Source organism: Mycobacterium sp. IDR2000157661, assembly GCF_022317005.1.
Taxonomy (GTDB): domain Bacteria; phylum Actinomycetota; class Actinomycetes; order Mycobacteriales; family Mycobacteriaceae; genus Mycobacterium.
On sequence record NZ_CP081006.1, the window covers coordinates 3,197,892 to 3,216,418 of the forward strand.

At 67.4% G+C, this 18,527-nt stretch carries 17 protein-coding genes and 1 tRNA gene; 7 read left to right on the forward strand and 11 right to left on the reverse strand.

Annotated features, from left to right (window positions below):
* Nucleotides 1-13: 13 nt before the first annotated feature.
* Genes K3G64_RS16765 through K3G64_RS16775 form a run of 3 tightly spaced genes read right to left on the reverse strand, consistent with a single transcriptional unit; the run spans nt 14 to nt 3,779 of the window.
* Complete coding sequence (locus K3G64_RS16765) at nt 14-631, reverse strand: hypothetical protein (protein ID WP_238885912.1); 618 nt, start codon at nt 629-631, stop codon at nt 14-16.
* Nucleotides 632-642: 11 nt separating this feature from the next.
* Nucleotides 643-2,256, reverse strand: a complete 1,614-nt coding sequence (locus K3G64_RS16770; RefSeq protein ID WP_238885914.1) for a long-chain fatty acid--CoA ligase — start codon at nt 2,254-2,256, stop codon at nt 643-645.
* Complete coding sequence (locus K3G64_RS16775) at nt 2,253-3,779, reverse strand: WS/DGAT/MGAT family O-acyltransferase (protein ID WP_238885916.1); 1,527 nt, start codon at nt 3,777-3,779, stop codon at nt 2,253-2,255. Before K3G64_RS16775 ends, K3G64_RS16770 begins: the two co-directional genes overlap by 4 nt.
* Before the next feature lie 116 nt (nt 3,780-3,895).
* Between K3G64_RS16775 and K3G64_RS16780 the strand changes: the two genes are divergently transcribed.
* Complete coding sequence (locus tag K3G64_RS16780; protein ID WP_238885918.1) at nt 3,896-5,242, forward strand: PucR family transcriptional regulator; 1,347 nt, start codon at nt 3,896-3,898, stop codon at nt 5,240-5,242.
* Here K3G64_RS16780 and K3G64_RS16785 read toward each other — a convergent pair.
* The 5 genes from K3G64_RS16785 to orn form a co-directional block, all read right to left on the reverse strand.
* Nucleotides 5,239-6,042, reverse strand: coding sequence for an SDR family NAD(P)-dependent oxidoreductase (locus tag K3G64_RS16785; protein WP_238885920.1), 804 nt, complete (start codon nt 6,040-6,042; stop codon nt 5,239-5,241). The two genes, K3G64_RS16780 and K3G64_RS16785, sit on opposite strands and share 4 nt — an antisense overlap.
* A gap of 13 nt (nt 6,043-6,055) precedes the next feature.
* On the reverse strand, nt 6,056-6,904 hold the full coding sequence (locus K3G64_RS16790) for an SDR family NAD(P)-dependent oxidoreductase (RefSeq protein ID WP_238885922.1): 849 nt from the start codon (nt 6,902-6,904) through the stop codon (nt 6,056-6,058).
* A 101-nt stretch (nt 6,905-7,005) separates the two neighbouring features.
* The gene (locus K3G64_RS16795) at nt 7,006-7,872 is read right to left on the reverse strand and encodes an alpha/beta hydrolase fold domain-containing protein (RefSeq protein ID WP_238885923.1); all 867 of its coding nucleotides are present in this window, start codon (nt 7,870-7,872) and stop codon (nt 7,006-7,008) included.
* Between the two features lie 420 nt (nt 7,873-8,292).
* Nucleotides 8,293-8,365: transfer RNA gene (locus K3G64_RS16800), tRNA-His, on the reverse strand.
* Nucleotides 8,366-8,392: 27 nt separating this feature from the next.
* Nucleotides 8,393-9,040 (reverse strand): oligoribonuclease, encoded by a 648-nt coding sequence (gene orn / locus K3G64_RS16805; RefSeq protein ID WP_238885925.1) that lies wholly within the window; start codon nt 9,038-9,040, stop codon nt 8,393-8,395.
* An 81-nt stretch (nt 9,041-9,121) separates the two neighbouring features.
* On the opposite strand from orn, the gene K3G64_RS16810 reads away from it, so the two are divergent.
* Entirely contained in the window at nt 9,122-10,699 is a 1,578-nt protein-coding gene (locus K3G64_RS16810) for a helicase HerA-like domain-containing protein (RefSeq protein WP_238885927.1), read from the forward strand.
* Between the two features lie 86 nt (nt 10,700-10,785).
* Here K3G64_RS16810 and cmrA read toward each other — a convergent pair whose 3' ends face one another.
* On the reverse strand, nt 10,786-11,592 hold the full coding sequence (cmrA, locus tag K3G64_RS16815) for a mycolate reductase (RefSeq protein WP_238885928.1): 807 nt from the start codon (nt 11,590-11,592) through the stop codon (nt 10,786-10,788).
* A 26-nt stretch (nt 11,593-11,618) separates the two neighbouring features.
* Here cmrA and K3G64_RS16820 point away from each other — a divergent pair, with 26 nt between their 5' ends.
* Nucleotides 11,619-12,947: an MFS transporter gene (locus tag K3G64_RS16820; protein WP_238885929.1), complete on the forward strand. Its 1,329-nt coding sequence runs from the start codon at nt 11,619-11,621 to the stop codon at nt 12,945-12,947.
* On the opposite strand, the gene K3G64_RS16825 is transcribed toward K3G64_RS16820, so the two are convergent.
* Complete coding sequence (locus K3G64_RS16825; protein ID WP_238885930.1) at nt 12,944-13,723, reverse strand: MmpS family transport accessory protein; 780 nt, start codon at nt 13,721-13,723, stop codon at nt 12,944-12,946. The genes K3G64_RS16820 and K3G64_RS16825 overlap by 4 nt on opposite strands.
* Nucleotides 13,724-13,911: 188 nt before the next feature.
* On the opposite strand from K3G64_RS16825, the gene K3G64_RS16830 reads away from it, so the two are divergent.
* The 3 genes from K3G64_RS16830 (at nt 13,912) to K3G64_RS16840 (ending at nt 16,250) form a co-directional block, all read left to right on the forward strand.
* Nucleotides 13,912-15,753, forward strand: coding sequence for an alpha/beta hydrolase family protein (locus tag K3G64_RS16830; protein ID WP_238950754.1), 1,842 nt, complete (start codon nt 13,912-13,914; stop codon nt 15,751-15,753).
* A 92-nt stretch (nt 15,754-15,845) separates the two neighbouring features.
* A complete protein-coding gene (locus K3G64_RS16835) occupies nt 15,846-16,055 on the forward strand; it encodes a hypothetical protein (protein ID WP_238885931.1) in 210 nt (69 codons plus the stop codon).
* A gap of 39 nt (nt 16,056-16,094) precedes the next feature.
* Entirely contained in the window at nt 16,095-16,250 is a 156-nt protein-coding gene (locus K3G64_RS16840) for a DUF6131 family protein (RefSeq protein ID WP_238885933.1), read from the forward strand.
* A gap of 3 nt (nt 16,251-16,253) precedes the next feature.
* Here K3G64_RS16840 and K3G64_RS16845 read toward each other — a convergent pair whose 3' ends face one another.
* A complete protein-coding gene (locus tag K3G64_RS16845) occupies nt 16,254-16,883 on the reverse strand; it encodes an SACE_7040 family transcriptional regulator (RefSeq protein WP_238885934.1) in 630 nt (209 codons plus the stop codon).
* Nucleotides 16,884-16,973: 90 nt separating this feature from the next.
* Between K3G64_RS16845 and K3G64_RS16850 the strand changes: the two genes are divergently transcribed.
* A complete protein-coding gene (locus K3G64_RS16850; RefSeq protein ID WP_238885936.1) occupies nt 16,974-18,521 on the forward strand; it encodes a carboxyl transferase domain-containing protein in 1,548 nt (515 codons plus the stop codon).
* Nucleotides 18,522-18,527: the final 6 nt, after the last annotated feature.

Genomic DNA, 18,527 nt, shown 5'->3' on the forward strand with positions numbered 1-18,527 from the left:
CACTGTAGAGAAGTCACGTGGCATTCGCGTGTCGGTCGATGAAGGGATTGTGTGACGGTAGCGGCTTGATCAGAGGATCCAGCAGCTTGGCCGACTGCTCGGCGTTGAGGACGTCAGCGGGGTGCAACGGGATGATCTCGCGCACCGTGTCGTCGTACTCCCAGACGTCCTCGCCGATCAGCCGGCCCCGGTCGTCGTACGGCCAGATCATGTGCTCGGCCGTCTTCACCAGGTAGTAGTCGTCAGGGTCCACTGCGACGCCCTCGGCCGCCAGCACGTGACCCGGTGTCTGCTGATAGATCAGCGCCGTGGACACGATCATGTGGTCGCTGACCGCCAGCTTCTCGTCCTCGGCGTAGAAGATGCACTGCGCGGACGCCGACCACTCGTGATAAACGGCCTTGACCGCCTCGGCGCCCTCGAGCGTGAGGGTCTTGCCCAGCATGGTGAAGTGGTAGACGGGGTCCTCGACGGTCATGTCGGGTGCGAAGATCTCCTGGTAGCGGCCTGCCATCTCCAGGTAGCGGTGCCGGTTGTAGGCGTGCAGCAGATAACGATGGCGTGGGTTGTCCGTCGTCTCGATCAGGCGCTCCACGGCGCGGTTGGTCTGGGTGATGTCGAAGCGTTTCATTTCGGTTCCTATCAGGTGGTCGCGAACATCGTTCGCAGCTCGGATTTCTTGAACTTGCCGGTGGCGGTGCACGGAAGCGCTGCGATGAACTCGAAGCGATCGGGCAGTTGCCACTTGGCGAACTCCTGGGCGAGGTGTTCGCGCAGTTCTTCCGCCGATGCCCCGGCACCGTCCCGCAGCACCACGACGGCGAGTGGGCGCTCGCCCCAACGGTCGTCGGGCACGGCGATCACGGCCGCCTGGGCGACCGAAGGGTGCGACATCAGCTGGTTCTCCAGGTCGACCGAGGAGATCCACTCACCGCCGGACTTGACGAGGTCCTTGGAGCGGTCGCAGATGCGGATGCAGCCGCGCGGATCGATGCGCACCACGTCGCCGGTGCGGAACCAGCCGTCGTCGGTGAAGTTCTCTGCACCCCGGCCGCCGTGGTAGCCGGCGGCCACCCAGGGTCCGCGCACCTCGAGTTCACCCATGGCCGCGTCGTCCCAGGCGATGGTCTCGCCGTTGTCGTCGCGGGCACGGATGTCGAAGAACGGGCTGGCGACGCCTTGGCGGGTGCGGTAGGCGTACCGCTCGTCCTGTTCGCACGAGTCCAGATGTCCCGGCGGCCGGCAGACCGCGCCCAGGGGGGCGGTCTCGGTCATTCCCCACGCCTGTACGACGGTCAGCCCGTGGCGGTCGAAACCCTCGAACATCGACCGCGGCACCGCCGCACCTCCGACGATCAGCCGGTCCAGCTCGGGCAACTTCCATCGGGTGGGCTCGGCGTCGAGAGCCGCGAGCATGCCCATCCACACCGTGGGAACGCCCGCGGCCATCGTGACGTGCTCTTCCGCACACAGGTCCAGCACGCTCTCGGGATCCAGGTGCGGACCTGGCAACACCAGCCGGGCGCCCGCCAGAGCGGCGGCGTACGGCAGGCCCCACGCGTTGGCGTGGAACATCGGCACGACGGGAAGCACGGTGTCCCTGGCGGATACCGCCAGCTGGTCGGGCAGTGCGGCGACGAGCGAGTGCAGCACCAGGGCGCGGTGGGAGTACACGACGCCCTTGGGTCGGCCGGTCGTGCCGGAGGTGTAGCACATCGCCGCCGGCTGACGCTCATCCAGCGCAGGCCACTCGACCGGCTCGGCGCTCGCCAGCAGCGACTCGTAGTCCCGCGTTCCCGCGGGTGCCTCACCGGTGTGCGTTACGACGATGACATGCGCGAAATCATGTGTGGCGCGGAAGCTCTCGAATACCTCGAGCAGCGACTCGTCGACGACGATCACCTTGTCCGCGGCGTCGTTGACGATGAAGCCCAGTTCGTCGGGGAACAGCCGCGGGTTGAGGGTGTGGATGACCGCCCCCATCGCCGGCACCGCGAAGTACAGTTCTAGGTGCTCGCTCTGGTTCCACATCAGCGTGGCGACCCGGTCCCCGTCGCCGATGCCCAGCGACCGCAGCGCACCCGCGAGTCGATGTGCGCGCGTGGCGCATTCACCGAAGGTCGTTCTGCTGACCGCACCGGATGGCCGACGCGAGATCACGCCCTGACCGGTGTGGAACCGCTCGGCCCGCTCGACGATGTCGGTCAGTGTGAGCTGATGGTGGTCCATGCTGCTGCTGGCGATGTCGGCGTTCATGGGGTGGCCTTCCTACGGGTCGACGCCTTGGCGTGGAGGGGAGTGACGGGCGGTGGTGCGGTGTTCGCGGAGGCGAGGTCGACGAGTTCGGCCAGTCCGGCGCGTAGGGCGTCGAGAATCGGCCAGGCATCGTCGACCAGTTCGCGGTCGACGACGATGCCGAACTCGAGCGAGTCCTGGTAGCTCATCACGGTGATGTTGATGCCGATGCCGTCCAGCACACCGGAAACCGGGAATTGGGCGTTCTGGCGGGCGCCACCCAGATACAGCGGAGTCGACGGACCGGGAACGTTCGAAATCATCACGTTCGCGGGCTGATTCAGCCCGCGCACACCCGCCAACCGCGAGGTTGCGCGGGCGGCTTGGGCCAGCAGGGCGGGCGGGATGAAGTGGTTGGCGTCCTGCAACAACGACGCCGGCAACGCGCGGTGACGCTCCTTCGCCGCCCGCATCGCGTCGCTGATGCGGGCCAACCGCTGTACTGGGTTGGCCTCATCCGTCGGGAGCTCGGTGAGCAACACCGACACCCGATTGCCGAAGGTGCCCTTCTGCTCGGGAGTCCGCACCGACATCGGCACGAAGCCGGCGAGTGGCTCGTCGGGCAGTTCGCCGCGCTCGGCCAGCCAGCAGCGCAGTCCCGAGGTGCAGATCGCGATTACGACGTCGTTGACGGTGCAATCGAAGGTGTTCTTGATCACCTTGACGTCGCGCAGCGACAGCGACCCGAACGCAACGCGGCGGTGCGGGGACACCCGCGCCTGAAATCTGGTGCGGGGCGCGGTGATGTCGCTGCTCGGTGCCGGCTGCGCGTCGGACGGGGCCGGCAACGCGCGCTTGATCGCCCGGCTGGTGCGCGCGACGAGCTTCACGCCAGGTAGGTGCCGGATGGTCGGGACGTCGTCGAGGTGCGGCAGCGCGGTCGGACCCGCGCGCATCACCCGCAGCGGCTGGCACATCAGGCCGATCAGCCCGCGGCCGAGCATCTGGATATCGGAGGGGAACGGCTCGGCGACCACCGGGGGTGCCGGATCGCCTTCGCGGCCGGTGGTGTCGTCGAGCAGGATGCTCATGACCTCGGCGCCCGACACCCCGTCGACAGCGGCGTGATGCATCTTGGTCAGCACGGCCACCCGGCCATCGTCGAGTCCCCCGATGACGTAGACCTCCCACAGTGGGCGCGCCCGGTCGAGCTGGCGGCCGATGATCCGGGCCACCTGTTCGGCGAGCTGTCGGTCGCTCCCGGGCGCCGGCAGCGCGAGTTCCCGGACGTGATACTCGATGTCGAAGGTGCCGTCGTCGACCCAGTATGGGTAGTCGAGGGACAGCGGCACCTGTGCCAGCCGCCAGCGGAATGTGGGCAGCAGGTGCAGTCGTCGGCTGATCAACTCACGGACCAGCGCTGCATCGAGTGGGCGGCCCGAATCGGTATGGGCGTCGTAGACTCCGAGGACGCTGACGTGCCCCTGCACCCGATCGTTCTCCATGGCCAGGAACTGAGTGTCGAGGCTGGTCAGTTGTCGCATGCATTGATGGTCTGCGAGAAGACCCCACCTTCTCTTGTCCGCCAACGCCAACACCATGTCCGGCTGTTGTCGAATATCCGCACTACTCTTGGACCCGCGGCGCTACCGTGCAGATCATGGAGCCGAGCTGGGACGGTGTCCAGCGTGACGACGAGCGCCGCGTATGGGCGACGGTGCTGCGGCCGGCGGCCGCCGAGCTCGCCGAGCGCGCCGCGGAGATCGCCGCCGTGGCCAACGAGCACACCAGCGCGCGGCTGCCCGAGCTGCTCGCCAGTGCAGAGGCGCTCGAGGTCAACCGCTCGAGCACCGAGGCCAGCATCCGAGATTTCGCCGCGGTGCTGATGGACGGAGCCGACCCGGCCGGTGCCGCCGATCTTCCCGCACCGACTCTCGCTTATGCCCGCGACGGCGCACAACACGGCGTCGAACTGACCACCTTGATGCGCAGCTATCGACTCGCCCACGCTGCAACCGCGCGCTGCTTCAGCGAGATACTCGATGCGCACGCGAGCAACGCCGACGATCGCAAACTGGCCGCGGAGTTGGGGTCGGCGTGGATGTTCGCCTACGTCGACGCCGCCTTGTGTCAGGCCGAGCAGGTCTACGCCGTCGAGCGCGACCGCTGGATACGCAGCGCAGCGGCCAGTCAAGTGGATACGATCACGACGATCCTCGCCGGCCAACCCATCGACACCGACGTGGCCACCCGCCGCTTGCGCCACGAAGTCCGCCGCTGGCACGTCGCCGCCATCGCCTGGCTCGAAACCCACGAGGAGGGACGCAACACCCAGGCGATCCTTGAAGCAGCTATCCGCGACATCGCGTCCGCGGTCGGCAACCAGAACCCGCTGCTGTATCCGCTCGGCATCTTGTCGGTCGCGGCGTGGGTCAGCTCGCACAGCGAAGTTCCATCAAAGGTGTTGGACGAATTACGTATTCGGACAACGGCTGCACCAGGCGTCCGTGTTGCGATCGGCGAGCCCGGCCGCGGGCTGGGGGGCCTGCGGTCCAGTTACGTCGAAGCGCTCGAAGCGCAACGGATCGCGCGGCTCGCGCAGCGGCCGGTGGGGACAGTGACCAGATACCAAGCCGTCTCGTTGCGCGCCATCGCCACGGTCGACATCGAACAGACGCGAACGTTCGTGCGGCGCGAACTCGGTCGGCTCGGCGAGACGGACGAAACCACCCGCCGGCTCGCCGCCACCTTGCGCGCCTTTCTCGACGAGAACTGCAGCCGCGGCCGAACCGCCAAGCGGCTGCATGTCCACGAGAACACCGTCGCCTACCGGATCCGTCAGGCCGAGGAGCTGCTGGACCGACCCGTCGACAAGCGCACCCTCGAACTCCGCGCCGCACTGGCGCTCGCCGACCTAGTCGAGTACCAGACAACGGCCACGCCGTTACCGGCGGCCGAAAACGGCGGGCGCGCAACCCGACTCGGTTCGGCCCTGCCGACGTCCTAGTCGACCGACTCCCGGTTCAGCATCGCATCGCGGACCCGCCCCGCCCCTGCCCACCGCGCGAGGTCGCCGATGAACAGAGGTGCCACCGCGCCGATGCGCACCAGGATCCGCATCCCGGCCGGCGCGACGGTCGTCTCTGCCCTGCCTCGCTCGACCGCGTCGGCCACCGCGCGGGCGACATCCTCCGGTGAGGTGGTGCCGAAATGTGTGGGGACGGAGACTCCGGTGTCGGCCAGCATGCCGGCGTCGCGGACCGGTCCGGGGAAGACGGTCGAGACACCGACACCTGAGCCTCGAAGTTCCTGTCTGAGAGCCAGCCCGAGTCCACGCAGTCCCCACTTGGTGGCCGTGTACATGGTGCCGTTCCCCGGTGTCGCAATGAGTCCGGCGCCCGACGAGATGAAGACGATGTGGCCGTGGCCGTGGCCGCGCTCGCGCATCGGCTCCATCACCGCGCGGGCGAGTGCGGCGGGGGCCAACAGGTTGACGCGGAGCGCCTGTTCGATCTGTGCGTCACTCAACATGCCGAGATCCTCCGGAATGCCCACGCCGGCGTTGGCCACGAGCACGTCCACCGGACCAGCTCGGCTCACCAGATCGCGTACTTCGCCGAGGTCGGTGAGATCGGCGGTCAGCGCGCGCGCGGACGGACCCAACAAGCCGGCCAGCCGGCGCAATTCCGGCTCCCGTCGACCGGTGACCGTGAGAAGGCAACCCCGCGATGCCATTTCACGGGCGATGGCGCGGCCGATGCCGCCGGTGGCACCTGTGACAAGGACGCTGCGACCTTCGAGCTTCATGCCAGATACCTCATCACTTCGAAAGTTCGGCGAGTCGGGTGGCGGTCCAGCGGGCCACCGGCGGGGCGGCGCGCGAGAGCAGGTACATCAGATGCGCCTCGGCCGCGATCGGGGCCACGGCTCGGTCCTTGTCGACCGCACGGAGAATGTTGCGTGCGACACGCTCGGGCGGGTAGCCGCGCTTGTGATACGTCGCTGTCAGCCGGTTGCGTCGTTGCTCGGCGTCGCCGTCACCGCGAATAGCGCTGTTCTGTGTGATGGCGGTGTTGATGACGCCGGGGCACACGGCGGTGACACCGATGCGGTGCGGGGCCAGTTCCATGCGCAGCGCCTCAGACAACCCCAGCACCGCGAATTTCGTCGCGCTGTAAGCGGTCAACTGCGGGTTGGCCAGTAGACCGGCGGCCGACGACAGATTCACGACGTGACCTCCGCGGCCGGCCTCGATCATGGGCGGCAGGAAGGCGTTGCAGCCGTGCACCACACCCATCAGATTGACGCCGATCAACCAGTCCCAGTCCTTGCCGCTGGTATCCAGGAATCCGCCGACCAGACCGACACCGGCGTTGTTGATCAACAGGTCGACCGAACCGAAACGGTCGAGCGTCTCCTGGGCGAAGCGCGACATCGTCTCGGCGTCAGACACATCGACGCGCTCGGTCAGCACCCGGGCACCGAAGCCTCGCGCGGTCGCGGCGGTGTCTGCCAGATCGCTGTCGTTGATGTCGCACAGGGCCAGGTCGGCGCCGCGCGCTGCACACGACAGCGCCAGTTCGCGGCCGATGCCACTGCCGGCGCCGGTGATGACTGCGACTTTGTCGGTGAGGTTCGCGGTTCGTACCCGGGACCGATTTCTAGGCATGTCGAAAACGTACGGCGGGGTCATGCGGTGCTTCTCGTGCGATCCCGCCAATACCGTCGGCGCCTGTTGTGCGGTCGCGACAGAAGCGCCCGGTGCGCCGCTTATGTCAGGAACCGGACGAGGTGGGCGCCGATCAACCGCAACGCCGCGTGCGCGGTGGCGGCCTCGGATCGGGTGAACCCGTGGTCGGTCGAGGCCAAGCGGTGATGGGTGACCATGACTCCACGGCCGGCCAGCTCGTGAGCGAGGTGCTCACCTTCGGGGCCGAGCGTGTCGAGCTCGCCGGTGATGATCAGCGTCGGTGGCATGGCCTCGGCCAAGTCGGGGTCGAACACCGGCGATGCCAGCGGTTGGCAACGAACGCCCGGGTCGACGACGTAGGCGTCGATGGCGAGGCGCTGAACACGCCGCGATATTCGCGGACGCCTCTTGACCGAGGTACGGTCGGCGCGGGAGAGATCGACGACGGGGAACGCCAATGCCGCCGCGCGCAGGCCGATTTCACCGGAGCGGTGTGCCTGCTGGCACACGTTGACCGCCAGCTTTGCGCCTGCGCTTGCGCCCGACACCGACATTCGAGCGGCATCCCAGCCGCGCTCGGGCGCCTCGGCGCGGATCCAGCGTGCGACGTCGAAGCACTGCTGTTCGGCCACGGGATACTGGGCCTGGGGAGCGGTCGCGTAGTCGGCCAGCACCACCACCGCGCCGACCTCGGACGCGACGTACTCGGCGACGTACTCCTCTTGCCGCGGGTGGCGCACGATGAACGCGCCGCCGTGTAGGTGTAGGTCGACCGGACTGCGATCGCCACCGCGGGCCAGAGGGGCGTCCGGGTACGGCCGGTAGATCAGGCACCGGACATCGCCGTGTCGGGTGGGCACCTCGACGCATTCCGGCGGGGCGACCCGGCGGCCGGCGAGGTGGAAGCTCCGCGGCGCCCCGACCAGGGGGAGTATGCGTTGCGCCACATGGGCCCCGAACCATGCAGCTGCCCGACGTCTCGGAACACCGGGCGTGCCGGTGGACTCGCGGGAGCGAAAATTTATCAGGCGGCCGGGCGCGTCAACCGCTTTCTGCCTGTGTTGACCGCGTTCACAGTACTGACGCCGGCCGGAATCAGCACCGGAGTAAGGGGCAGCAGAAAGATCAGGAGGCCGGAAAGGTACGACGACATGTGGACTCGATTCCTCCGCGAAGCGGATGCAGGTGGTTCGCGTTCCCGACAAGTGTCGGGTGGGCACGTCGGCGTTCGCTTGTCTCGGGTGGACGAGAGAATGAGGCCTTCCTGTGGTGGCCGCACAAGAGTTCGCAACTGCATGTCTACTGCGTGAGCTCCGACGACATCGCCCCACCCGCGAATGTGCAGGTGGGGCGATGTCTTCAGTCGGGGTGGCTGACGGGACTCGAACCCGCGACATCCAGGATCACAACCTGGTGCTCTACCAACTGAACTACAGCCACCATTGCCGCGTGCGCGGCGTCGTAATATTAGCCGCTCGACCGCTCGGCAGCCGAATCCATATCCCGCGATCCGCCGTTCGCGGAGGCCAACTGCTCGGCGATGGCGGCGATGTCGCTGGTCGACGGCCCCGGCGCCGGCACGAACGCGGTACGCCGGTAGTACTGCAGCTCACGGATCGACTCGTGGATGTCGGCGAGGGCACGGTGGGCCAGCCCCTTCTCGGGCTGACCGAAGTAGATGCGGGGATACCAGCGCCTGCACAACTCCTTGATGGAACTGACGTCGATCATCCGGTAGTGCAGGTATCCGTCGAGCTTGGGCATATCACGGCAGATGAAGCCGCGGTCGGTGGCGATCGAGTTGCCGGCCAGGGGAGCGGTCTTGGCCTGTTTGACGTGGGTGCCGATGTAGTCGAGCACCATCTCCTCGGCCTGTGCGACGTCGACGGTCGAGGCGCGCACCTCCTCGATCAGGCCGGACTTGGTGTGCATGTCGGTGACCACCGGGATCATCGCCGACAAGGCCGCGTCGTCGGCGTGGATGACGACGTCCAAACCGTCGCCCAGGATGTTGAGGTCGGCGTCGGTCACCAGCACCGCAATCTCGATGAGCCGGTCGGTCTTCAGATCCAGCCCCGTCATCTCACAGTCGATCCATACCAGTTCGTCACGCACGACGCTCACAGTAAGCCCTGGACCGGCAACCCGGCGCTTTCACCCGCCCGGTGTCACTGGGGTCCAAGTAGGGTGCCAGCCATGACCACGGAGTCGGCCGCCGGCCCCGCCCAGCGGATCGCCGCAGGTTACGCCGTCGACGGCGCGGCGGTGGAGCTGGGCGCCGTCGTCGTCGACGGGGTGTGTGATCCCACGGCACGGGTCCGGATTCCGTTGTCGACGGTCAACCGTCACGGGCTGGTGGCCGGCGCGACGGGTACCGGCAAGACGAAGTCGCTGCAGGTGCTCGCCGAACAGCTCTCCGCCGCCGGGGTGCCCTGTTTGATGGCCGACGTGAAGGGCGACCTGTCGGGTCTGTCACGCGCCGGCGAGGCTGCCGACAAGATCACCGCGCGGGCTGCCGACACGGGGGACACCTGGACGCCGACGGCCTACCCGGTCGAGTTTCTTTCGCTCGGCGCGAGCGGCACCGGTGTGCCGGTCCGCGCAACCATCTCCAGCTTCGGGCCCATCCTGCTGTCAAAGGTGCTCGGGCTGAATGCCACGCAGGAGTCGACGCTCGGGCTGATCTTCCACTGGGCCGACCAGAAGGGGCTGTCGCTGCTCGACACCAAGGACCTGCGGGCGGTGATTCAATACCTCACCAGCGACGAGGGCAAGCCCGATCTCAAGGCGCTCGGCGCGGTGTCCACGACGACCGCCGGGGTGATCCTGCGCGCACTCGTCAACCTCGAAGCCGATGGCGGCGACACCTTCTTCGGCGAGCCCGAACTCGAACCGCACGATCTGGTGCGAGTCGACGAGCACGGCCGCGGCGTCATCTCGTTGCTCGAACTCGGTGACCAGGCCGCTCGACCGGTGATGTTCTCCACCTTCCTGATGTGGGTGCTCGCCGACCTGTTCACGACGTTGCCCGAGGTCGGCGACGTCGACAAGCCGAAGCTGGTGTTCTTCTTCGACGAGGCGCACCTGCTGTTCACCGACGCGTCGAAAGCGTTTCTGGCGCAGGTCGAACAGACCGTCAAGCTGATCCGGTCCAAAGGCGTCGGCGTTTTCTTCTGTACGCAGCTGCCCACCGACGTCCCCAGGGACGTGCTGTCGCAGCTCGGCGCGCGCATCCAGCACGCTCTTCGTGCGTTCACCCCCGACGACGAGAAGGCGCTGACGAAGACGGTCGGCACCTACCCGAAAACCGATGTCTACGAACTGAAGTCGGCGCTGACTTCACTCGGTATCGGCGAAGCCGTCGTCACGGTGCTCTCCGAGAACGGGGTGCCGACACCGGTGGCGTGGACGCGGATGCGCGCACCCCGGTCGCTGATGGACACCATCGGCCCCGATGCGATGGCTGCGGCCGCGAAAGCCAGTGCGCTGCAGGCGCAATACGGTCAGCCCATCGACCGCGAGTCGGCCTACGAGCGGCTCAACGCGCGCCTCGCCCCGCTCGAGCCCTCCGCCGACTCGCTGCCACCGCCGGTCGACATCGGCGGAGCGACCGCGTCCGGGGACGTGCGATCCCGCGACACCGCCGAGCCCGGGATGCTGGAACAGGTGATGGCCAGCCCGGCGTTCAAGAGCGCCATGCGCTCGGCGGGCACCGTGATCGGCCGCGAGATCACCCGCAGCATCTTCGGCACCGCGCGCCGCCGCCGGCGTTAGGGCTCGGCGCCGAAATAGCGTTCTGGGCTGTTAATTCGGCGAATCAACGACCGGGAATGCTATTTCGCGGCAGTCGGGGAAGGCGGCTAGCCGCCGCCGAGCCTCTTGTAGACCGCGCCGACGATCGGCGTGACGATCGCGCGCGGAGTGTAGCCCGCTGCCACCGACATCGCCTTGGACGTGGCGCCGGGAACCACCCGCATCTTGTTGCGCTCTAAGCCATCCAGCGACTGCTTGGCGGTGTACTCGGTGGAGATCCACAGGAAATCCGGAATCAGCTTCTCGACCAGCGACTGCTCCTCCTCCGAGGGCAGCGTCTCGCGCACCGGGCCCGGCGCGAGCACAGTCACGTGCACGCCCACTTTCTTCAACTCGCCGCGCAGCGACTCGCTGAACGTGTTGACGAACGCCTTGGTCGCGGCATACGTGGCATTGTTCGGGATCGGCGAATTGCCCGCCGCAGAGCCGGAGATCAGGATCCCGCCGGCCTTGCGCTCGACCATGCCCGGCAGCACCGCCAGAACAAGGTCGTGCACTCCGAGGACGTTCAGCTGAACCTGCGCCTTCTCGTCAGCCGGGTCCAGCGCGGCCACCGGACCGAACGTCGCGGTACCCGCGTTCGCGCACAGGATCGAGATGTCGCGGGGGGCCAACTCGTCGCAGAATTTGGTGCGCTCGCTCGGATCGGCCAGGTCCACCGGGCGCACCTCGACGGTCACGCCGTACTGCGCGGTGAGCCGGTCGGCCAACGAACGCAACACGTCCTCGCGACGCGCCGTGACGATCAGGTGGTGCCCGCGGGCGGCGAGCTCGACGGCCAGCGCCTCGCCGATGTTCTGCGACGCGCCGGTGACGACGGCGCGGGTGTCGGCGCTGGGAGCGGGTACTGACATGGGCGGGACTATATCGTGGGCCGATCATGAGCCAGCCACCCGATTCGGCCGAGCCGTCCGTGCGGACCGCGGGCCGGCGGCAGATCATTTCCTGGGCGCTGTGGGACTTCGGGGCCACGGGCCTGAACGCGATGGTCGTCACCTTCGTGTTCTCGGTCTACCTCACCAGCTCCGTCGGCGACACGCTGCCCGGCGACAGCAGCCCGGCGAGTTGGCTGGGCTGGGCGCTCGGCCTCGCCGGTCTGGTGGTCGCGTTGCTGGCCCCGGTCACCGGGGTCTGGGTCGACGCACCCTGGCGCAGGCGCCGGGTGCTGGCGATGCTCACCGCGCTGGCCGCCGTGTCGACCGCGGGCATGAGCTTCATCCGCGACGACTGGCACTACCTGCTGCCGGGGCTGGTGCTGCTGGCGGGCGCATCGGCGTGCAACGAGTTGGCCACGGTGCCCTACAACGCGATGCTGCGGCAGCTGTCCACCCCGCAGACGTCGGGGCAGATCTCCGGAATGGGAATCGGGCTCGGCTATTTCGGTAGCGTGGTGTTACTGCTGATCGCCTACTTCGGCTTCATCTCCGGCGACGGCGACACCCGCGGGCTGCTGGGGATCGCCGCCGATGACGGGCAGAACGTGCGCGCCGCGATGCTGGTGACCGCGATCTGGTTCGGGGTGTTCGCCCTGCCCCTGCTCTTCACGGCACCCGGCGCGCCGCCCGACGAAGACCGTGAGCGGGGCGCGGTCGGGTTCTTCGGCGGCTACCGCGTGTTGTGGACCGAGATCGTCAGCGAATGGCGGCGTGACCACCACGTCATCTACTACCTGATCGCCAGCGCGGTGTTCCGGGACGGACTCACCGGCATCTTCGCCTTCGGGGCGGTGCTCGGCGTCAACGTCTACGGCATCTCCAGCGCCAACGTGCTGCTGTTCGGGGTGAGCGCCAGCGTCATCGCCGCCATCGGCGCCGTGCTCGGCGGTCTGCTCGATGACCGCTTCGGCGCCAAGCCGGTCATCATCACGTCGCTGGCCGCGATGATCATCGCCGGCCTGACGTTGATGGCGCTGGACGGTCCGTTGGCGTTCTGGGTCTGTGGCCTGCTGCTGTGCCTGTTCATCGGGCCGACGCTGTCGGCGGCGCGCACCCTGATGCTGCGGATGTCGGCCGACGGCAAGGAAGGTGTGGCCTTCGGCCTGTACACCACCACCGGCCGGGCCGTTTCCTATCTTGCTCCGCTGCTGTTCTCGGTCTTCATCGCGGTGTTCGGGACCGACCGCGCAGGCATGGGCGGGCTGGTGGTGGTGCTCGCCGCGGGCTTGGTGGCGATGCTGTTCGTGCGGGTGCCCGGGCGGCTGCGGGTCTAGCCGCCAGCCGTGCAGATCGTCAGGCCGGCGCCGGTGCGCTGCTGGACGACGGCGCCGTCGACGGTGATCGAGCAGTTCACTTCGCGGCCGACGTTGATGATGCTGACGCTGGCCGATGAGGCCGCCGGCGCGCTGAGCTCCACCTGCTTGCTCCATGGCAGGAGCACGTTGAACTCGGTCTGCAGCAGCCCACCGCTGTCGACGTAGGTGATGTTGATGGCGCGCCCGTCGCCGGAGACCTCGTAGACGACGGTCTGCGTGACACCGGGTGCGGTGGTCGGCGGCCTGGTCGGCACCGTCGGAACCGAAGGCACCGTCGGGGCGGGCAGCCGCGGGACGGTGGGCGCCCGGGTCGTCGTGGTGGGCGCGGACGTGGTGAAGTCCGGCTCCTGCATCGGCGGCACGGGTGCGACGACCGTCTCCTGCCGCGAACTGTTGACGATGACCAGCGCGATCACCAGGCCGACGACGGTGACCACGGCGACCCCGGCCACCACCCACAGCCAGCGCGGTGACTTCGGCTCCTCGGGCGGCGGGCCCGGGGGTTCGCCGGGCGGGTAGCCGGCACCGTACTGGCCGGTCGCATACGGGTCATAGCCGTACGGCGATGAGAGCCGCTGCGTCGGCGCGGGCGTCTCGTAGGTCGGGCCGTACGGAGTTTGGCTGGCGTAGGCGGGATCGGTGTACCCGGGGTAGCCGTACCCCTGGGACTGGCTCGGATCGGGCCCGCCGCGGTAGCCGGATTGCTCCTCGCGCCCGCGGTATGGATCGGTCATGCCCACCTCATGGCTGCCACGGTACCTGGGCACCCGCTCAACTGGCCGTGACCTCGCACCGGTCTCGGCGCACCCGTTCGGCGCCGACGGCTCAAGGGCTCGGGCGGGGCGTCGGTGGGCGGCCGCGGCGAGGGCTATGCAGAATTGGAGCGGTGGGAGAGCAGATACGTCGGATCTACGGCGCCTCGATGTCGCCGGATGCCACCGCGTTCGCCCATCTGGTCGACGAAGGGGGCTACCCGCGGGCGGTGCAGCGGTTCCTGCGCGGCTGGCGCGCCACCTCGTCGCGCGACGTGGAGTTGCCCATCGAGGGGCCCATCACCCGGGTGCTGCACTCCGCCGACGGTCACTGGCTCGCTTGCGAGGTGGCGCCCGACGGCAGCAGTCGCACGCAACTGTGGGTCGTCACAACCGATCCCGATGACCGCGATGCCCGTCGCATCGATTCCTGGCCTGCGGAGATGCCGGAGGGCACTGCCGAGCTGATCAGCTGGGACGGCACCAAGGTCGCAGCGATCCTGACCGGTGCGGACGGCGTCGGCAGTTCGTGTCTGATCGACCCGGCCACCGGCGACACCATCGTGCTTGACCGGCGGTCGAGCGGACGCCTGGTCGACGCGTGGGCCGGTACCGCTCTGGTTCGGGTCGGTCCGCGCGGTTACCGCGATCTCATGATGCTGCGCGGTCAAACCGAAATCGCCCTGTTGCCATACGATCCGGGCTCCACCACCGACACCGGCATAATTCTCGACGACCACGGGCCGCGCCGACTGCGAGCAGGCCTCGAGGGCGAGGCATTCGAGCTGTACCAGCCGGCGAAGACCTTCGGTCTCAACAGCACCGAAGGCTACGTGCGGGCGTTGATCCGCAGCGAGAACGGCGCCGAGCATGCCCGACTGCTCGAGGTGACCACCACTCCCGACGGGGTCGCCTATCAGGTGATCGCCGAGAAGCCGGGCTACGAACTCGACGAGTTCACCGTCAGCGATGACCAGTCCACCGTAGCGATGTTGTGGAATATCCACGGCGCCAGCGAGTTACAGATCCTCGAACTCGGCGACAACTTCTTGCACGACCCGACTCCGCTGCCCGGCATGGTGGCCAGTGAGCTGAGCATCAGCGCGGGCGGATCGATGCTGGCGCTTACAGTGGAGGGACCGTCCACACCGCCGTCCGTGGAACTGGTGGACCCCCGCACGGGCGAGTGGGAGCCCGTTGACCGCCAACCCAGTTCGGGTCCCGTCGCCGCCGACCCGACCCTGGAGACCGTCACCGCACGCGACGGGCTGCAGTTCACCGGTTGGCTCTTTCGGCCTCCGGACGGTGTAGCCACCATCGGCGCGATGCTGTTTCTGCACGGCGGCCCGGAAGGCCAGGGCAGGCCGGGTTACAACGAGTTCTTCCCCCGACTGCTCGAGGAGGGCATCGCGGTGTTCCTGCCGAACGTGCGGGGTTCGGGCGGCTTCGGCCGCAACTTCATGCACGCCGACGACAGGGAGCGGCGGTTCGCGGCGATCGACGACGTTGCCGACGCCGCCGCATACCTCGTCGACGGTGGCTTCGTTCCGGCCGACCGCGTCGCCTGCTGCGGATGGTCTTATGGCGGCTACCTGACGCAGGCGGCGATGACCTTCCATCCGCACTCCTTCGCCGCGGGCATCTCCATCTGCGGGATGAGTGACCTGAACACGTGGTACCGCAACACCGAACCCTGGATCGCCGCGGCCGCATATCCTAAGTACGGCCACCCGATCAGCGATCGCGATCTGCTCGAGCAGCTATCGCCGCTGCAGCGGGTCGACGCGCTCACCGCACCATTGCTGCTCGTGCACGGCGCCAATGACACCAATGTCCCGCCCAGTGAGTCCCAGCAAATGTTCGAAGCGCTGCAAACTCTTAACCGGAGAGTCGATCTGCTGATGTTCTCCGACGACGGCCACGAAATCGACAAGCGCGAAAATCGAGCGGTGCTGGTCAAGGCCATGTGCGAGTGGCTGATTGAGGCATTCAGCGCACCGCCGAAGTCGTGACCGAATTGACGCCGTAGCCAGGTTTGGACAAATTATCTGCCGGGTAAACTCGCTGCGCACGCGCCAGTTCACGCTGAAAAAGGAGGCGCAATATGCGAGGTGGCGGAATTATCGGCGTTATCGTGCTCATCTGGTTGCTGATCGGTGTGGTTGCCGCCTATCAGCGCGATTATTTCAGTGACACTGAAGCCAACTGTGCGACGGCGGGAAGCATCGCTCTCACTGTGGTGGCCGGCCCGTTGAACTATGCCGGTGTCAACCCCGAGGTGACCGACTGCGAGATACCACAGCCGAGTCAGTAGTCCTCTGGCACCGAACAATTCAAGAGAAATGGAGATGCCATGATCATCCTCGGAGCAATTCTGGTGATTCTGGGATTGGTGTTCAATATCTCGATCCTGACTTGGATCGGTGTGGTGCTGCTCGTGATCGGCGCGGTGTTCTGGATCCTGGGTGCGATGGGACGCGCGGTCGGCGGGCGAAAAGTCTGGTATTAGCGCCTAAGCGCTTCCTGCGGCCGGGGTCAGCGCCGCAACCGTCATGGCTTTCAGGACGGTTCGCGAGCTGGCCTCGGCCCCTTTAGCTGCGTCCGCCTTCACCGAGTGCGGTGTCGAATTCAGCAGTCCGAACGCCGCGTGTGCCATCACCCTGGCCTCGTCCTCGCGCAGCGAGCCGTTGACGCGGCACAGCACATCGACCCAGATTTCCACGTACTGCCGCTGAGCGCGGCGAACCTGCCGTTTGGCCGACGGCGGCAGGTTGTTCAGGTCGCGGTCCTGAATCCGGATGAGGTCGGACTCGCCGAGCGCGAAGTCCAGGTGAAAGTCGATGAGCCCGTCCAGTGCAGCTCTCGGGTTCCGCGCCTCTGCCACGACCGTGTCGGCACCGGCGAGCAGTCGGGTGCTGATGCCCACCAACAGTTCGACCAGCAGCGCTTCCTTGTTGGGGAAGTGGCGGTAGATGGCCGGCCCACTCACCCCGGCCGCGGCGCCGATGTCTTCGAGGCGCACGGCCAGATAGCCGCGTTCGGCGACCAGTCGCTCGGCCGCGGCGATCAACTGGGAACGACGGTCCGACTTCGCTCTGCTTCGCCGCGTGGTCGCGGGCCCGGGCACCGCCGTAGCCGACATCGCGCCTCCCATCCCGCTGTGGACATCTGAGTTAATCGTGACTAACATACCATGAGTTAGTCACGATTAACTCAACTGAACGGTTCTGTGATGACTCCGCGGTCACATCGCGAGCAGCATCTCGCGCTGGTCGACGAATTGCGTTCGAAGCTGGCCGCCGCCGCGCTCGGCGGCCCGGCGCGGGCCCGTGAGCGCCACGTGGACCGCGGCAAGTTGCTTCCCCGCGACCGTGTCGACGATCTGCTCGACCCCGGCAGCCCCTTTCTCGAACTGACCCCGCTGGCGGCAGACGGCATGTATGACGACCAGTGCCCGGGCGCCGGAATCATCACGGGCATCGGCCGGGTGTCGGGCCGTGAGTGCGTGATCGTCGCCAATGACGCCACGGTGAAGGGCGGCACCTACTATCCGGTCACCGTCAAGAAGCACCTGCGGGCCCAGGAAGTGGCCAAGCAGAACCGTCTGCCGTGCATCTACCTGGTCGACTCGGGTGGGGCATTCCTGCCGCGGCAGGACGAAGTGTTCCCCGACCGTGAGCATTTCGGCCGCATCTTCTACAACCAGGCCACGCTCAGCGCCCAGGGGATCCCGCAGATCGCGGCGGTACTCGGGTCGTGTACGGCGGGTGGCGCCTATGTGCCCGCCATGAGCGACGAGGCCGTGATCGTGCGCAACCAGGGAACGATATTCCTCGGCGGCCCACCGTTGGTGAAGGCCGCAACCGGTGAGGTGGTGACCGCGGAGGAACTCGGTGGCGGCGATCTGCATTCCAAGACCTCGGGTGTGACAGATCATCTCGCCCACGACGACCGGGACGCGCTTCGCACCGTGCGACGCATCGTGGCCACGCTGGGTCCGCGCGAGAAGCCGCCGTGGGAGGTGTGGCCGACGGTCGAGCCGGTCGCCGACCAGGCCGAGCTCTACGACGTCGTCCCGGTCGATTCGCGCACTCCCTACGACGTCCACGAGGTGATCACGCGTATCGTCGACGGCGGCGAATTCGCCGAGTTCAAGGCCGAATACGGCAGCACGCTGGTCACCGGCTTCGCCCGCATCCATGGCCATCCGGTCGGCATCGTCGCCAACCACGGCGTGCTCTTCGGTGAATCGGCGCTCAAGGGCGCGCATTTCATCGAGCTGTGCGACAAGCGGATGACACCGTTGCTGTTTCTGCAGAACATCTCGGGATTCATGGTGGGCCGCGACTACGAAGCCGGCGGCATCGCCAAGCACGGCGCAAAGATGGTCACCGCGGTGGCATGTGCCAGGGTTCCGAAGATGACAGTGGTTATCGGCGGGTCCTACGGAGCAGGCAACTACTCGATGTGCGGACGGGCGTACTCGCCGCGGTTCCTGTGGATGTGGCCGAACGCTCGGATCTCGGTGATGGGTGGTGAGCAGGCGGCGGCCGTCCTGGCGACGGTCCGCGGCGAGATGACGGCTGAGGAGGAAGAGGAGTTCAAGGCCCCGATCCGGGCGCAGTACGAACACCAGGGCAACCCCTACTACTCCACCGCTCGACTGTGGGACGACGGCGTCATCGATCCCGCCGACACCAGAACGGTTCTGGGGCTGGCGCTCTCGGTGGTCGGCCAGGCGCCGGTCGAACCGGTCTCCTACGGCGTTTTCCGGATGTGATGAGTT

Coding starts and splice junctions, on each gene's coding strand:
- K3G64_RS16780 (WP_238885918.1), top strand. CDS start 3,896: ATGGAGCCGAGCTGGGACGGTGTCCAGCGTGACGACGAGCGCCGCGTA.
- K3G64_RS16790 (WP_238885922.1), bottom strand. CDS start 6,904: ATGCCTAGAAATCGGTCCCGGGTACGAACCGCGAACCTCACCGACAAA.
- K3G64_RS16810 (WP_238885927.1), top strand. CDS start 9,122: ATGACCACGGAGTCGGCCGCCGGCCCCGCCCAGCGGATCGCCGCAGGT.
- K3G64_RS16775 (WP_238885916.1), bottom strand. CDS start 3,779: ATGCGACAACTGACCAGCCTCGACACTCAGTTCCTGGCCATGGAGAAC.
- K3G64_RS16830 (WP_238950754.1), top strand. CDS start 13,912: ATGTCGCCGGATGCCACCGCGTTCGCCCATCTGGTCGACGAAGGGGGC.
- K3G64_RS16785 (WP_238885920.1), bottom strand. CDS start 6,042: ATGAAGCTCGAAGGTCGCAGCGTCCTTGTCACAGGTGCCACCGGCGGC.
- K3G64_RS16840 (WP_238885933.1), top strand. CDS start 16,095: ATGATCATCCTCGGAGCAATTCTGGTGATTCTGGGATTGGTGTTCAAT.
- K3G64_RS16820 (WP_238885929.1), top strand. CDS start 11,619: ATGAGCCAGCCACCCGATTCGGCCGAGCCGTCCGTGCGGACCGCGGGC.
- cmrA (WP_238885928.1), bottom strand. CDS start 11,592: ATGTCAGTACCCGCTCCCAGCGCCGACACCCGCGCCGTCGTCACCGGC.
- K3G64_RS16770 (WP_238885914.1), bottom strand. CDS start 2,256: ATGAACGCCGACATCGCCAGCAGCAGCATGGACCACCATCAGCTCACA.
- K3G64_RS16765 (WP_238885912.1), bottom strand. CDS start 631: ATGAAACGCTTCGACATCACCCAGACCAACCGCGCCGTGGAGCGCCTG.
- K3G64_RS16850 (WP_238885936.1), top strand. CDS start 16,974: ATGACTCCGCGGTCACATCGCGAGCAGCATCTCGCGCTGGTCGACGAA.
- K3G64_RS16845 (WP_238885934.1), bottom strand. CDS start 16,883: ATGTCGGCTACGGCGGTGCCCGGGCCCGCGACCACGCGGCGAAGCAGA.
- K3G64_RS16825 (WP_238885930.1), bottom strand. CDS start 13,723: ATGACCGATCCATACCGCGGGCGCGAGGAGCAATCCGGCTACCGCGGC.
- K3G64_RS16835 (WP_238885931.1), top strand. CDS start 15,846: ATGCGAGGTGGCGGAATTATCGGCGTTATCGTGCTCATCTGGTTGCTG.